The sequence below is a fragment of the Helicobacter typhlonius genome (genome assembly GCF_001460635.1).
GTDB lineage: Bacteria > Campylobacterota > Campylobacteria > Campylobacterales > Helicobacteraceae > Helicobacter_C > Helicobacter_C typhlonius.
Genome location: NZ_LN907858.1, coordinates 764914 through 780057 on the forward strand (window position 1 = coordinate 764914; position 15144 = coordinate 780057).

General features: G+C 40.4%; 10 protein-coding genes. 2 read left to right on the forward strand and 8 right to left on the reverse strand.

Features of this window, described 5'->3' with window-relative positions; genetic code table 11:
• Positions 1-148: 148 nt before the first annotated feature.
• The 8 genes from folE to acnB form a co-directional block, all read right to left on the reverse strand.
• Positions 149-748: a GTP cyclohydrolase I FolE gene (gene folE, locus BN2458_RS03835; RefSeq protein WP_034342316.1), complete on the reverse strand. Its 600-nt coding sequence runs from the start codon at positions 746-748 to the stop codon at positions 149-151.
• A gap of 8 nt (positions 749-756) precedes the next feature.
• Entirely contained in the window at positions 757-1686 is a 930-nt protein-coding gene (gene htpX / locus BN2458_RS03840) for a zinc metalloprotease HtpX (protein WP_034342318.1), read from the reverse strand.
• A 131-nt stretch (positions 1687-1817) separates the two neighbouring features.
• Positions 1818-2741: a DUF2860 family protein gene (locus BN2458_RS03845; RefSeq protein ID WP_058122044.1), complete on the reverse strand. Its 924-nt coding sequence runs from the start codon at positions 2739-2741 to the stop codon at positions 1818-1820.
• A gap of 174 nt (positions 2742-2915) precedes the next feature.
• Positions 2916-5072 (reverse strand): flagellar hook protein FlgE, encoded by a 2157-nt coding sequence (flgE, locus tag BN2458_RS03850; protein ID WP_034328376.1) that lies wholly within the window; start codon positions 5070-5072, stop codon positions 2916-2918.
• Between the two features lie 273 nt (positions 5073-5345).
• A complete protein-coding gene (locus BN2458_RS03855) occupies positions 5346-6038 on the reverse strand; it encodes a hypothetical protein (RefSeq protein ID WP_034328375.1) in 693 nt (230 codons plus the stop codon).
• Positions 6039-6386: 348 nt separating this feature from the next.
• Complete coding sequence (gene selD, locus BN2458_RS03860; RefSeq protein WP_034328374.1) at positions 6387-7415, reverse strand: selenide, water dikinase SelD; 1029 nt, start codon at positions 7413-7415, stop codon at positions 6387-6389.
• 93 nt (positions 7416-7508) lie between these two features.
• On the reverse strand, positions 7509-8126 hold the full coding sequence (yedF, locus tag BN2458_RS03865) for a sulfurtransferase-like selenium metabolism protein YedF (protein ID WP_034328373.1): 618 nt from the start codon (positions 8124-8126) through the stop codon (positions 7509-7511).
• 676 nt (positions 8127-8802) lie between these two features.
• The gene (gene acnB, locus BN2458_RS03870; RefSeq protein WP_034325817.1) at positions 8803-11379 is read right to left on the reverse strand and encodes a bifunctional aconitate hydratase 2/2-methylisocitrate dehydratase; all 2577 of its coding nucleotides are present in this window, start codon (positions 11377-11379) and stop codon (positions 8803-8805) included.
• A gap of 289 nt (positions 11380-11668) precedes the next feature.
• Between acnB and BN2458_RS03875 the strand changes: the two genes are divergently transcribed.
• A complete protein-coding gene (locus BN2458_RS03875; protein ID WP_034325815.1) occupies positions 11669-13189 on the forward strand; it encodes an aminotransferase class V-fold PLP-dependent enzyme in 1521 nt (506 codons plus the stop codon).
• Between the two features lie 119 nt (positions 13190-13308).
• A complete protein-coding gene (gene typA / locus BN2458_RS03880) occupies positions 13309-15111 on the forward strand; it encodes a translational GTPase TypA (RefSeq protein ID WP_034325814.1) in 1803 nt (600 codons plus the stop codon).
• Positions 15112-15144: the final 33 nt, after the last annotated feature.

Sequence of the window (15144 nt, forward strand, 5' to 3'; positions counted from 1 at the left end):
ATAATTTTATCCACTAAAAGCAGAGCTTGTAGGGAATCGGGGGCATATTGCCAAAAAAATGCGCTTTTGTCAATATGGTAAAGGGGTTTTATGGGTTAAACACGCGCAGATTGGCTATTTTGAAGCATAATAGCGAAAAATTTTGCCTCTAGTGTTGTATGAGCTGCATAAATTCTGCGCGTGTGCGTGAATCCTTTTTGAAAAGTCCGCGTAATGTAGAGGTAATAACAGGCGATTGGGGTTGCTTATTCCTCATCTCAAGGCAGAGATGTCGTGCCTCACAGACTATCATTGCTCCTTTGGGTTTTAGCTCTTCATCAAGCGCATTAGCAATTTGTGTCGTAAGATTTTCTTGAATCTGTAGCCTATGCGCAAAAACCTCCACTAATCGCGCTAAGCCACTAATACCCACAAGCTTTTTATCCGGGATATAGCCAACAGAGATATGCCCGAAAAATGGTAATAAATGATGCTCGCACATAGAGTAAAAATGTAATTTTTTTAGCACAATCATTTCATCACATACATTCTCTTCAAAAATACTCCCGAGTGCTTCTTTGGGACTTTGACTATAACCATTTAGCATAGTAGAGAAGCTTTGAGCTATACGCTCGGGAGTGCGGAGCAATCCATCTCGGTTAGGATTCTCCCCAACATTTTGGCAGAGTGTTTCAAAAAAAAGCTGTGTATTTTGCTTTAAAAGGGGAGATTGTAAGGGTAGGGATTGGTTTTTTGTGTGCTTTGTCATAGTGTGTCCTAGAAATGTTGCCCAAGTAATGCTTTTATACGATTTTGTATGCTTGGATGTGTGCTTAGAATCTCACCTATGCCGAAAAGATAGGCATTTGCTCGTGTGGGATTTGGCTCTTGATAATTATTTTGCGCATAATCTTGGCTAATTTTTTGTAATGCCCGAACCATTGGCTCACTTTCTTTCATTAAATATGCTGCTCCAGAATCCGCCATATATTCACGATTACGAGAGATAAAAAGGCTTAGCACAAGTGTAAAAAGTGGGAGAATAAATTGTAAGATAAGCAAGAGAGTGCGTGCGCTCTTTGCTCCTTGAGATTGGGCAGAGCTAAAATAAAAGGCAAAAATATTCACACCTAAAAGCATAATGTTGCTTAAAATCCCTACACACATCGTTAATCGCACATCTCCGTGCCGAATATGGCTTAACTCGTGGGCGACTACCGCTTTTAGCTCACTCTCATCTAATCGCTCTAACAACGCTGAAGTAACAGCAATCATAGAATTTTTTTCATTCCACCCACTTGCAAAGGCATTCATATAAGGGGCTTCCATAATATAAAGTGCGGGTTCAAAAGAACAATTTGCGCTTTTAAGCAAATCTTGCAAGATTCCATAGAGACGAGATTCTTTGCGTGAGAGGACATTATTAGGATTAATGCGTTTATATTCATTGCCACTTAGCATAATGCGTGAAAATTGTCCTATGCTAAAGAAAATTATACAAAGGGCTACGAGTGTCATACCAAAAGTAATAAGAGGAAATTCATATAGGCTAAGGAGCATAGCAAATCCCTCTTGAAGACTTGGGGCGTCAATGCGGATAATATCTGCAAGCAAACCAATAAGTATAAAAATGATGATATATATAGCCAAAACCGCATAAGTTTTAAGCTTATTTTGAGCAATAATGCGTTCAAAATGAGAAGTCATAACACCACTCCTTTAAGATTTTTAGTATTATGACAAATTTTTGCTAACTCTCTTGCTTAATGCTTTGACTGAAAGTTTTTTAAGATTCTATAACAATCATAGATATTGATGGGGGCTTGTAAGATTTGTAATTAAAAACTATAGCCTAATCCACTCATAATATATTGATAATCTTCTTTATAAAATGCGATATTGCTGCCACGCTTTTCTTTTTTATAGCTTGCAAAAATCAAAACGTGTGGGTGTAGGAAGTGGGTTTTATACATAGAAAAACTATATTGTGTAACCACTCCGCTTCTTATTTTATTAAAGATTGGATTTATTGCTTGGGTAGTGTATTTAAAATAGCCAACACTCGGTTTCAATATAAGCTTTGTATTCATTAAAGGTATTGTAATGCTCGCTTTACCGCCATAAGCACGATAGCTTTCTGCTTCTCCCTTTGCCTCGCCATAATCATAATGTCCCACAATCTTAAGAAACATAAATTGATAGCCAATTTCTCCCTCGTGGATAGATTTATTGCGCCTAAGAGATGGGTAAGGTATGCTCTCACCCTTATAATCGTGATGTTGAAAGATATAATTAATAAAAAAATTATGATGAGGTGAAAACATATAGGTTTGAGTGAAATTAAAGCCATATTTATTTAACGCCTTCTCTTTACGATTGCCCTCAATATAGGGATTAGCATACGCTCTCTCATATATGGAGCTAATAATGGCAAACTCGCTTTTATGATTCCCATAAGTTATGGCATAGCCGAGTTTAAGTCCTCCTAAATTTCTCCCGCTAAAGCCTTTTAGGAAAATACTATCTTTTGCTTTGGTAACACTATTGTAAGTTACATCTAGCCCGATTAAAGGAATAGGCTGATAATACACATTTGGTTTATCTTGGCGGCTTCCTAAATAATCTTTTGGTTGTGGAAAAAGATGACTTTCTATGATTCTTACTCCTCCACCAAGTATAACCAAACCCTTTAGCTTTTGCTCATCTGCAAATATAGCATAAGGGTTAAGTAAGATTCCTAAAAACAATAATTTTTTATACACACTATTTCTCTCAAATTGATATAAGTTAAAATTTAAAGTCGCAATGTTATCAAAAAAAAAAAAAACGCAAGTATCAATAAAGAGTAAGATTTGGAGTTAAAATAATAAAAATGACTTAAAAATTACAAAAAAGAGTGAGTAAGCTTGGGAATAGCCTACTCAAAAGAAAGTCAATTATTGTTTAAGATTTAGGAGAGTGTTAAGAATCTGGTCTGATGTCGTTACAGCTTTGGAGTTGGCTTGAAAGCCTCTTTGCACAACAATAAGCTGCGTTAAGCTGCGACTTAAATCCACATTACTCATCTCTAGCTTACTGCCCGATACTCCGCCTCTTCGCCCTGTATTTGCCGCACCAATCATCGGCTCACCGGAGTTACCGGTTTGAGAATAGACATTTCCGCCCTCGGCTTGAAGACCTGTGTTGTTCGCAAAATTTGCAAGAGCCACTTGTGCTAGAGCAATAGAGCGTCCATTACTAAATGCGCCAAGGAGTGAGCCATTGGAGTCAAAGCGAATATCCATTAAGTCTCCGGCTTGATAGCCATTTTGGTTGATTGAATAAGTTTCTGAAATCTTATCCACACTTGTTAATCCGCCAAATGTTTCGTTTGCACCAAATTTGAGTTCAAGTCTTTGAGGACCTTTGCTCCCATTTTTTGGGTCAAATTGCAATACTGGTGGATTCATACCTGAAAGGGAGCCATCACTATTAAAAGTCGCCCTTCCGCCTTCAAATACATTTGGTTTCGTTGCTGCACCACCTACAAACTGCGCCGGTTCAGGCACGATCGCTCTAAAACTCCATACTGCATCGCCTGTTTTCCAAAATTCAAAGCGAATATTGTGCTTACTACCTAAGCTATCAACGATATCCACGCTTGTGGCGTGAGTGGCTTTCACAATCTTGCCTGTGGTTACCCCAGAGCCGCCCTCAATGAGCGAGGCAGTATTTAAGGCTTTCATCGTTTCTTTGAATAGCACATTGTTTGTTACGCTGTCGCTAAAGTGGCTTGTAACAAAAAGGCTAAGGTTGCGTTGCTCATCGTCCGAATCATCACCATTTGTGATTTCAAACATACCCCATTTATTGAGTGTTACGGCTACTGACGCGGTGCTTTCATAGTAGGTTTTTTCAGGATTCTTAATCATATTTGCGTCATATTGAATCAGTGCGCGCAAATCCTCGGTAGTCCTAAATTGTCCTGTGGTAGAATCTGCATCTTCGGATTTTGTATAGCGGTATCTAAAGGCGGTAATGTCTTCTTCGCCTTTGACGAAGTTTTGAAATACACCTGTGCCATCTGCGGTAACTCGGACATTTTTCACTTTTTCACCACCATCTTTTTGGTTGCGGTTTTCGATTCTTAGTTGTCCTGCATCGACATATGCACCTACTCCTGTTTTATCGCGTAAAGAGTTGATCGCATTTTGTGCGGCAGTAATTGAGCTAACACCGGTAATTGCGGAGTTATTTGCAAAACTAACAATCTCACCATTAATACCAATTGTGCTTACTTCATCTGTATTAACTGTTTCGTGGCGAATCATAGCGGTTTTATAACTCATCCAAATGCCTTGATTTTCATTGAGAGCGAATGCGTCCCCGTCATCGTTGAATAGCACACCCAAATCCTCACCTACTTGCGTAAGCACACCGCGAGAATCATACACAGGAGCTACACCATCAGCTGCAGTGCGCGCAGTAGAATCTAGTGCAGCAACATCTTGCATTTGGTCGATATGGCGTCCGGCGTTGAGATTGGCGCGCAAGGTAATAGTTTTTGTTGCACGAGCAGGCATAACCATACCAGGGTCGATTTGGATATTTCGCACAGGTCCTGTGTTATCCACTCTAAAGAAATCAAAGTCACTCATTGATCCAGATTCTGCTGCCTCTAATGGTGGGCGCACCCAACCTTGCACAACATAACCACCGGTAGTTACGAGGTTACCATTTGCGTCAAAGAGGAATTCACCATTACGCGTGTAGTTGTGCGTAGTCCCTCTATCTGGGGAGATAATAAAGAAACCATCTCCTTCAATGGCGATATCTGTTTTTACATCGGTATTTTGTGTATTACCTTGTGAAAAGACTTTTGTTGTAGCATCAATCCCAACACCTAGACCGACTGAAAAGTCATTTTGCCCTCCTAGTCCATTTTTGTAGGGAGAAGTTGCGATGAGTTTGATTTGTGAAAGCATATCCACAAAAGAAGCTCTCGAGTATTTAAATCCCACCGTATTGACATTGGCAATGTTGTTACTCTCCACATCAAGCGCAATTTGATGTGCTTGCATACCGCTAACACCTGACCACAAAGACCTTAACATATTGAATCCTTTCGTGTAAAATCTACAATTTATCACAGATGAGTAAGCAATATATATTCCAAAACTAATAGAATTCTATTTTTTTTGTGATAAGGCACTTTGTATGTAGCATTTTGGGTAGGTGGGGATTTTGTAGATATGTGGAAGTTTCTTGCGAGATTGTCTTGATGTAAAGTCTAAATACCACTTAAACTCCTCGCTTTTGGCGAGGTTTGGGGTGGGTATTTTTGTGAGATTGTATGAATGTAGATTCTATATTTTTGCTAAGGCTACTTATCTCACGCTACCAACTGATGTAACGCGTGTTTTGGTTCTAAAGGCTGGAATGGCATTCCAAATAAAGGTTAGGAGTAGCGACTGCGCGTCCTCGACACGCATCAATTTATTTTTCACAAGCACCCTGCAAGCGAGGAGTTCATAATATGATTTACCTGCACCGCTGTCATCAAGGTATGCCTTTTCAAAATCTCCCCCAAAGTATCGTGCGAGATTGCTAATGTTGATTTCTTTTGTGGCTAGGGTTTTGAGATAGTCATCGGGTGATGTGTTTGCTGGAAGCTTACTCACGCGTGAGTTGATGAAAGTGATTATTTTTTCTTCAAGCCCTTTCATAATATCCAAAAACTGCACGCTGGCTGCATCTATATCCTTGCGCACACGAATTGCTTTTTCTAGCATTTCTGGCTTAGCATCTTTAAGGAGCGTAATAGCGATTTGCGTGATTTTTGGCTCGGAGAGGATATTAATCACATATTGCTTGTTTGCCGCACCGCTGGTGTAGGAGCGTTTGATACTATCGACTGCCTTGTCCACATTGTCGTTTTCAAACATTGCTAAGAATATGGCAAGTTCCTCTTTTGAAAGGATATTTTGCAAGTCATCATTGTAATTTTCATTAAGCACAAAACCCTCTTCCTTGAGAATATAGAATCTACGCACCAAGGTGTTAATCATATTAAACTGCATAAAAGCCTCCTTTAAATAAAAAAATCTCGCTTCTAAATCGGCAAAAAGTTATATTTTTTAAATTTATTTGTGAAATGTTTGAGTTGCATACCGCGTAAAATTTGTATTTTGCATCTTTAAGAAATCTTAATGCACGATTGTATATGTGAGAGGCTTTGCCTCTCCTTTGTTTTGTTTGGTAAGATTTAGAATCTCTTAATGCAAGTTATCTAGGGCAACCCTCATTTTTTGCTTTACTCATCGTGTGTTTTCTCGCTTATTCCTCCTTTGGGGAGGGTAAGTTGGCTTAGGCTTATGCTATATCTCATTGTCTTTTGCCAAAAGTAGTTTTCTTAAAGAGTCTTGAAACTATCCTAGTATAATAGCCTTTGTGCTCCTTGGGATAATCTCGCCAATGATAATTGCAGATTCTATACCATTTCTACGCAGTTCATCTACAAATTGATCTGCATCTCTTGCAGGGAGGGCAAAGAGCAAACCGCCAGAAGTTTGCGCATCATAATAGAAAATATCATCTTCTAGCGCACAATGCAAGGCGACTTTATCCTGCAAGGCTTTTTTATTTTCATATGAGCCACCCGGCACGATGCCAATTTGTGCGAGTTCTTTAGATTCAGTAAATAATGGAATCTGCTGCGTGTAGAACAAAAGACTTTTTGGGCTTTGTGGATTTGTGTTTAGATTATCAGGCTGTGCATTTTGTATCGTAGTCTCCGCACACATTTCAAGCCCGTGTCCAATAAGTCCAAAGCCTGTAATATCGGTGCAGGCGTGAATCTCATAGTTTTGAGCGATATTTGCCGCATAGAGATTGAGGGCTAGCATAGATTCTATAACTTGCTGTGGGTTGTGGAGCATACGCGCCTTTATGGCGGTGGTGAGTATTCCGCTACCTATGGGTTTTGTCAGCACAAGCTTATCGCCAATCTTCCCCGCATTATTGCGCCATAAATGATTTTTGTGTGCTATGCCATTAACCGATAAGCCATACTTTTGCTCATTATCCTTAATCGTGTGTCCGCCAAGGAGCAATGCTCCAGATTCGGTAATTTTGTTGAGCCCACCTTTTAGAATCTCATTTGCGATTTTGCTATCAAAATGTGTGCTATCCCACATAAGCAGATTGAGCGCACTTGTCGCCCTACCACCCATAGCAAAAATATCACTAAGTGCATTTGTAGCGGCAATTTGTCCATATATGTAGGGGTCATCTACCACAGGCGTGATAAAATCCACGCTTGAGAGTAGGGCATACTCATCGGTGGGGGAAAGGAGCATAGCCCCGCAGTCTTCATTGCTATCAAATCCTGCGAGTAAGAGAGGATTTGGGCTTTGGCTAAGTCCGCTAGAGATTTGTGATAAGTCTGCCAGACCCACTTTAGCGGCTCAACCAGCGCATTGAATATGTTGCGTCAAATCATAATCTGCCATTAGTTATCCTATTTGGAATCTTGCCTTATAGCATTCAACTTAAAGCGAAATGAGACTATCGCTTGTAAGCATATTTTGGATACTCTCTAGCGCATTGCCTATCACGCCGACTTTGAGACGCTCTGTGAGGGCAAAATAGCTTAAGCACGAACCGCAAGAATAAATCTCCACACCTTGTTTTTCAAGCTCTTTAAGCACCTCGACAATTTCATCATTATTGACTTCTTTGTTATCCGTGGTAAGGAGCACGCCACGATTGATAAATAGAATCTTTTGTGGCAACACATCAGCGTGGAGGAGAGATTTGAGAAAGCCATTTGCTAACATACCGCCTAATTCGCCCTCACCCACCTTGTCGCTTTTAAACAGCATCATTTTGGGAATGATTTTATCTTTGCCTTGCTTTGCCTCTTTTTCTGCCTTGCCTTTGAGGACAATCATAAACTGCCCATCTCGCCCAAAGCCTATATCAAACTCGAAACCTTCAGCTTTGAGAAAACGTGAGAGATTTTCCTTAGAAGAGGGGGTGTTGCCGATAATTTCATAAGTGTGGAGTTTGAGGGCGTATTCATTTACACCTAGTAAGGCTTGTTTTGCTTTTACAACAGGTTCAGGGCAGGGCAAATCGCGCACATCAATTTGTATTGTATTATCCATTGTGTTCCTTTAATCACAAAACGTATTTTTAGAAAACATTCCAAAATGAGGGGATTATACAAATCCTTATAAAGCCTATGATAATACACTCTTGTGGATTAAAAACTCCTTTAAGCCAAGATGTAATGAGACGGGAGGAAACTGCTAGATTCAAGACTTTTTAAATCAATGCTTCTAAAGTTTATAAGAAAGATTTTATATCATTTTTTAGAATCCTCTTTTGTAAAACCATTTTGACTTTTTTATTTCGCAAAAACAAAGAGGTTTATTTTTTATTCATAGATGTATTACTATTCTCTTACCCCCCCCCCTTTTTTTTTGAGGGCAAGAGGAGATGTTGTTATTATGGAAAATTGAAAGATGTAGATATTGTTAAGTAAAGATACATTTTTCCTTACACAAATAAATGAAGTGTGAAATATGCAAGCTTCGAAAATATCGCAAGGGGTAAAGGATATTCTCATAAAATGATATAAAAAATTAGGATAAGTAGTTTGTGTGCAGTAGCAAAGCCACAAATTCACGCTTGCAGATTTTTGCTCAAAAGATTCTTAATCTTGCAAAAAGCTTTTAGCTTTGTAGATTCTATTTGGAGTTACAAGAGTGGATTTTAAGAATCTAAGGCTTTGAGGTAAAGCCTTAGATGAGTTTAAATTAAGCACTACGCTTTGTTTGATTAAAGCGTGAAATTTTCCATAAGATTAAAGTTAAGATAAGTGTAGATATTATCCTTTTTGGATTCAATCTTTTGAGGAGCGATTTTAAGATATTCTTCTGCGGTTGGGATTCTGCCTAGCATTGCACATACACCGCCAAGCTCCGCACTTCCTAGATATACCTGCGCACCTTTGCCCATACGATTATCAAAGTTTCTCGTAGAGGTAGAGAATACCACCGCATTATCTCTTACCCGTGCTTGATTTCCCATACAGAGACTGCAACCCGGAGCTTCCATTCTCGCACCTGCTGCACCAAAGAGTGAGAAATATCCCTCTTTTGTAAGCTGTTTTTCGTCCATTTTAGTAGGCGGAGCTATCCAAATTTGTGTTTTGCTTTGTCCCTCGTTTTTGACGATTTCACCAAATGCCCTAAAATGCCCGATGTTTGTCATACAGCTACCGATAAAGACTTCATCGATATTTTTTGGACGCTTGGCATTAGCGTGAATCTCGCTCAAAGTCGCTACATCATCAGGGTCGTTTGGACAAGCAAGGATTGGCTCTTTAATCTCTGCTAAGTCAATTTCAATCACAGCCGCATATTCCGCATCGCTATCTGGCTCTAAAAGCACAGGATTCTTAATCCATTCTTTCATTTTGTCTGCGCGTCTTTGCAATGTAGCAGCATTTTGGTAGCCATTTTTAATCATAGATTCTATAAGCTTGATATTTGAGCTTAAGTATTCAATAATTGGCTCTTTATTGAGACGCACACTACACGCCGCTGCGCTTCGCTCTGCACTCGCATCGCTAAGTTCAAAGGCTTGTTCTACTTTTAAGTCTCCTAAGCCCTCAATTTCTAAAATCCTACCGCTAAAGATATTCTTTTTACCCTTCTTTTCAACGGTGAGAAGCCCTTGTTTAATCGCATAGTAGGGAATTGCATTCACTAAATCGCGTAGTGTAATGCCCGGATTGAGTTTGCCTTTAAAGCGCACAAGCACAGATTCTGGCATATCAAGCGGCATAGAGCCTGTAACAGCGGCAAAAGCGATAAGCCCACTTCCTGCTGGGAAGCTAATACCAATAGGGAAACGCGTATGTGAATCTCCACCTGTCCCCACCGTGTCAGGCAAACACATACGATTAAGCCACGAGTGAATAACACCATCTTTTGGACGCAAAGCCACGCCGCCACGATCAGATATGAAGTTTGGCAAAGTCGCGTGTAGGCTCACATCAGCAGGTTTTGGATATGCTGCTGTATGGCAGAAGCTTTGTAAAACAAAATCCGCCCCAAAGCTCAATGCTGCAAGTTCCTTAATCTCATCTCTTGTCATCGCACCTGTGGTATCTTGGCTACCCACGGTTGTAGTTTTTGGCTCACAATAGCTGCCCGGGCGCACACCCTCTACGCCACAAGCCTTTCCTACCATTTTTTGCGCTAAGGTATAACCTTTTTGGCTACTTGCCGGTTGTTTTGGCTCTTTAAATACATCACTCTTGCCGAGTTTGAGGTACTCTCGTGCTTTTGCAGTGAGTCCTCTACCAATAATGAGTGGGATTCTACCACCTGCACGAATTTCATCGGCGAGTGTGATGGGATTGAGATTAAATGTAGCAACGACTTTTCCACCCTTGCTAATCTCACCTTTGCTTGTATTGACCTCGATAATATCGCCGTCTTTGAGTTCGCTCACATCAGCTACGATAGGTAACGCACCGCTATCCTCACAAGTATTAAAGAAAATAGGTGCAATCACGCTACCAATGACAATACCGCCACTTTTCTTATTAGGGATAAATGGAATCTCCTTACCAAAATGCCACAAAATAGAGTTACAAGCAGACTTTCGGCTACTTCCTGTTCCAACAACATCTCCTACATACGCCACAACAGCATTGTTTTCTGCAGCTTTTTTCTTAGCAGATTCAATACGAGATTCAAAATTTTCAATTCTGCTTTTTAGCATTGCTTTAGCGTGAAGAGGAATATCACTACGTGTGAAAGCATCTCCTGCGGGGCTTAAATCATCGGTATTTGTTTCACCATCAATCTTAAATACGCAGACCTTTATTACTTCGCTTAAGTCCTCTTTGTTTTTAAACCACTCCGCATTTGCCCAAGATTCTATAATCTCTTTTGAAAGTGGCGTATTGAGCGCGGCAATTTTTTCAAAGTTGTCATAGATTAAAAGTGTGTGTTTAAGGGCATTCGCACATTCTTTTGCGAGTGCGCTATCACTAAGGGAAAGTCCTTGAATGAGCGGAGATACATTGTATCCGCCAAGCATTGTGCCAAGATACTTTACCGCTTCAGTTGGGCTAAATCCCCAATCCTGTTTATTATTAAGGAGAATCTCTCCTAAAAATGCCGCCTTGAGTTGAGCTGACGCATCAACGCCCGGATTCACTCTATGCACCAATAATTCTTTCGCAAATTCCTTGTCTTTGGCACTTACGCTAGAATCTTTACACATATCAATTACACATTGTGTTTGTGCTACATCAAGTGCTAATGGTGGAACGCCCTGTGCGGCTCGCTCACTCTTGTGCGCTTCATATTCTTTGATGAATTGCTCGTATTTGCTCATTGTCCTCTCCTTATGAGTTGCGTTTATTTTGTTATAGAAACCAAAATCCTATATAATGGTTTGACTAAATTGTATAACAAAAATACTAAACAACAAAGAAAGTAAAGTGAAAGTTATCCAAAATACTACAACGAAGCTTTACAAAATGCGTGTTTATGTGATTTTAGAATCTTGCTTGATAGCAGAAGTTCTTGCATTAAATGCGTAAAATGCGCCCAATCAGTGTTTTTTGTGCTTGCATAAAGCCATAGCGATACATAAAGTAACAACATTTTCAAGGAGGAAAAGAATGCTCCCACTTAAAAATCTAACAAACAATGAAAAAAAAATTGCACGTTTTTTTGCACCATTGCTTCATAGCGATGACGCCTTTAGCGCACTCCGAGCACATACAATCCTCGCACCAAAGCAATATTATTTTGACTTTACGGCTTCGGGTCTTGCGTATAAGGCGATTCAAAAGCGTATAGAATCTATTTTACCCTATTATGCAAATACGCATTCTTATATCTCCTCTCACGCGGCATTTATGAGCGCACTCTGTAAGGAGGCAAAGAAACGTATTGCCTCTAGTTTGGCATTAGAGAATGATTTTGTGCTTATTAGCGGAGGGAGTGGGGCGAGTTTTGGCATTAAAAAATTTCAAGAGATTATGGGGATTTATGTGCCACCTCAAAGCCTTTTAAGCCTGCACCCTTTGCTTATGAGTGAAAATATAGATTCTAAAAATGCTAAAAACTCTCGTAGTAAGGTAAATAAGGTAGATTCTAATGTGCGAGATTGTGAATCTATAAATAGACAAGATTCTAAAAAAGTTACAGAATCTCGTACATTCTCTGCACTCCCGCTCCTCACAGAGCTCAAAGAGTATGACTTACGCACGAATGCGATCAATCTCCCGCATATCATTATGAGCGGATTTGAACATCATTCTAATGAGATTAGCTACAAAGAGGGGCTGTGCCATATTCATAAAATCGCCTTTAATAAACAAGGGTTACCTGATGTGAGTGATTTAGCGCGGATATTACAGAATCTTAAGGGTAAAAGGATTATTGCGAGTTTGAGTGTTGCCTCCAATGTTACAGGGATTCTCACACCTTTAGAATCTTGTGTGAAACTCCTGCGTGAGTATGGGGCGATTATCGCGCTTGATATGGCAAGTTCATCAGCATATATGAATGTAGATTCACATCTCTTTGATGTAGTATTTCTCGCGCCTCATAAACTTTTGGGCGGTGTGGGGTCTTGTGGAATACTCGCTATACGCAAAAGTCTGCTTGATAGCACCTTGCCACCGAGCTTTTGTGGTGGGGGTGTGATTGAGTATGCAAACGACTTTACCCATTCTTTTATCGATGATGTGGCGATGCGTGAGGAGGTAGGCACGCCACATATACTCGGGCTACTCTATGCGGCATTAGCATATCAATTACGCAATGAAGCGGGGCTTAGTTTCATTAAAAGGCGAGAGAGGATTCTTAAAGAAGTGTTTTTGTATGAACTAGCCAAAATACCTGCGGTAAGCATTTATGGGGATTTATCACTCGAGCGATTAGGCATAGTAAGCTTTAATGTAGGCTCGATTTCTCCACTTGATTTATGTGCACTTTTGAGTAAAAAATATGGAATCCAAACACGTGCGGGTTGTAGCTGTGCTGGTCCTTATGGGCATTATCTTATACCTGAAGGCTCTTTGAGCAAGAAGCCGATGTGGCTTCGCGTAAGTCTCCACTATACGCATAGTGTGGCTGATATAGAATATCTTGTGGGCGCGATTAAGGAGTGTGTGCAAATCTTGCGCCATTAGTGTTGCACAAAATGTAAATTAAGTTTCGCGTAAGATTCTTTTAAAACATTGATTTAAAAAAAATAGATATTATTCGCGCTTTTATTCCACAAATCCTTTTATGAAAGCAGAGAGATTCAATGCAAAATATTAGAAACATTGCTGTGATTGCCCACGTAGATCACGGCAAAACAACTTTAGTTGATGGACTTTTGACACAATCTGGCACTTTTGGCGAGAGAGAGCAAATTGATGAACGCGTAATGGATAGTAACGATTTGGAGCGAGAAAGAGGCATCACAATCCTTTCAAAAAATACTGCCATTACCTACAAAGGCACGAAAATTAATATTATTGACACGCCCGGACACGCTGATTTTGGCGGGGAAGTTGAGCGGGTGCTTAAAATGGTTGATGGCGTGTTATTGCTTGTTGATGCGCAAGAGGGCGTTATGCCGCAGACAAAATTTGTTGTCAAAAAAGCTCTAGGCTTTGGAATCCGCCCCATTGTGGTGGTGAATAAAATCGATAAACCCGCTGCCGAGCCTGATAGGGTGGTAGATGAAGTGTTTGATTTGTTTGTATCAATGGAAGCGAGTGATGAACAGCTTGATTTTCCTGTGATTTATGCAGCAGCTCGTGATGGCTATGCGATAAAAGATTTAAATGATGAGAAAAAGAGCCTTGAACCGCTTTTTGAGGCGATTTTAGAATATGTGCCATTGCCAAGTGGCTCAAGTGAGAATCCGCTGCAAATGCAGGTTTTCACACTCGATTATGATAATTATGTGGGAAAAATTGGTATCGCACGTGTGTTTAATGGACGCGTGAAAAAGGGCGAAAATGTAATGCTTGCTAAAAGCGATGGCGAAAAGGAAACAGGGCGCATTAGCAAACTCATCGGTTTTATGGGACTAGCACGCACAGAGATAGAATCTGCTGAAGCGGGGGATATTGTGGCGATTGCAGGTTTTAATGCCGTAGATGTTGGGGATTCTATCGTATGTCCTAATAATCCTATGCCCCTTGATCCTATGCACTTAGAAGAGCCGACAATGAGCGTGTATTTTGCGGTGAATGATAGCCCATTGGCGGGGTTAGAGGGCAAACACGTAACGGCAAATAAAATTAAAGATAGGCTTTTAAAAGAAATGCAAACCAACATCGCAATGCGCTGTGAGGAAATGGGTGAGGGTAAGTTTAAAGTAAGCGGACGCGGGGAGCTGCAAATCACTATTTTGGCAGAGAATCTAAGGCGTGAGGGCTTTGAGTTTAGTATTTCTCGCCCCGAAGTGATTGTAAAAGAGATTGATGGCGTGAAATGTGAGCCATTTGAACATTTAGTCATTGATACACCGCAGGATTTTAGCGGAAGCATTATTGAGAAGCTAGGCAAACGCAAGGCAGAAATGAAAGCGATGAATCCTATGAGCGATGGCTACACGAGATTAGAATTTGAGATTCCAGCTCGTGGGCTTATTGGGTATCGTAGCGAGTTTTTGACTGACACAAAGGGCGAGGGTGTGATGAATCATAGCTTTTTGGAGTTTCGCCCATTTAGCGGCAATGTAGAATCGCGCAAAAATGGGGCACTTATCTCTATGGAAAATGGCGAGGCGACAGGATTTTCACTCTTTAATATCCAAGAACGTGGCGTGTTGTTTATCGCACCACAAACAAAGGTATATGTGGGAATGGTGATAGGCGAACATAGTAGGGATAATGATTTAGATGTGAATCCTATTAAGGCAAAGCATTTGACAAATATGCGTAGTAGCGGGGCTGATGAGGCGATTAAGCTTGTGCCACCAAGAGAATTAACGCTAGAGCGCGCATTAGAGTGGCTTGAAGATGATGAGATTTTGGAGGTTACGCCCCAAAATATTAGAATCAGAAAGAAGATTTTAGAGCCAAACCAAAGAAAAAGGGCAAAGGCGAAGTAGCAGCCACAGGCGGTGAGTAAGTAGGGCTAAAGC

Excerpts from the sequence above, each read along its gene's own strand:
- folE (WP_034342316.1), bottom strand. The coding sequence starts at position 748 with ATGACAAAGCACACAAAAAACCAATCCCTACCCTTACAATCTCCCCTT.
- htpX (WP_034342318.1), bottom strand. The coding sequence starts at position 1,686 with ATGACTTCTCATTTTGAACGCATTATTGCTCAAAATAAGCTTAAAACT.
- flgE (WP_034328376.1), bottom strand. The coding sequence starts at position 5,072 with ATGTTAAGGTCTTTGTGGTCAGGTGTTAGCGGTATGCAAGCACATCAA.
- BN2458_RS03855 (WP_034328375.1), bottom strand. The coding sequence starts at position 6,038 with ATGCAGTTTAATATGATTAACACCTTGGTGCGTAGATTCTATATTCTC.
- yedF (WP_034328373.1), bottom strand. The coding sequence starts at position 8,126 with ATGGATAATACAATACAAATTGATGTGCGCGATTTGCCCTGCCCTGAA.
- acnB (WP_034325817.1), bottom strand. The coding sequence starts at position 11,379 with ATGAGCAAATACGAGCAATTCATCAAAGAATATGAAGCGCACAAGAGT.
- BN2458_RS03875 (WP_034325815.1), top strand. The coding sequence starts at position 11,669 with ATGCTCCCACTTAAAAATCTAACAAACAATGAAAAAAAAATTGCACGT.
- typA (WP_034325814.1), top strand. The coding sequence starts at position 13,309 with ATGCAAAATATTAGAAACATTGCTGTGATTGCCCACGTAGATCACGGC.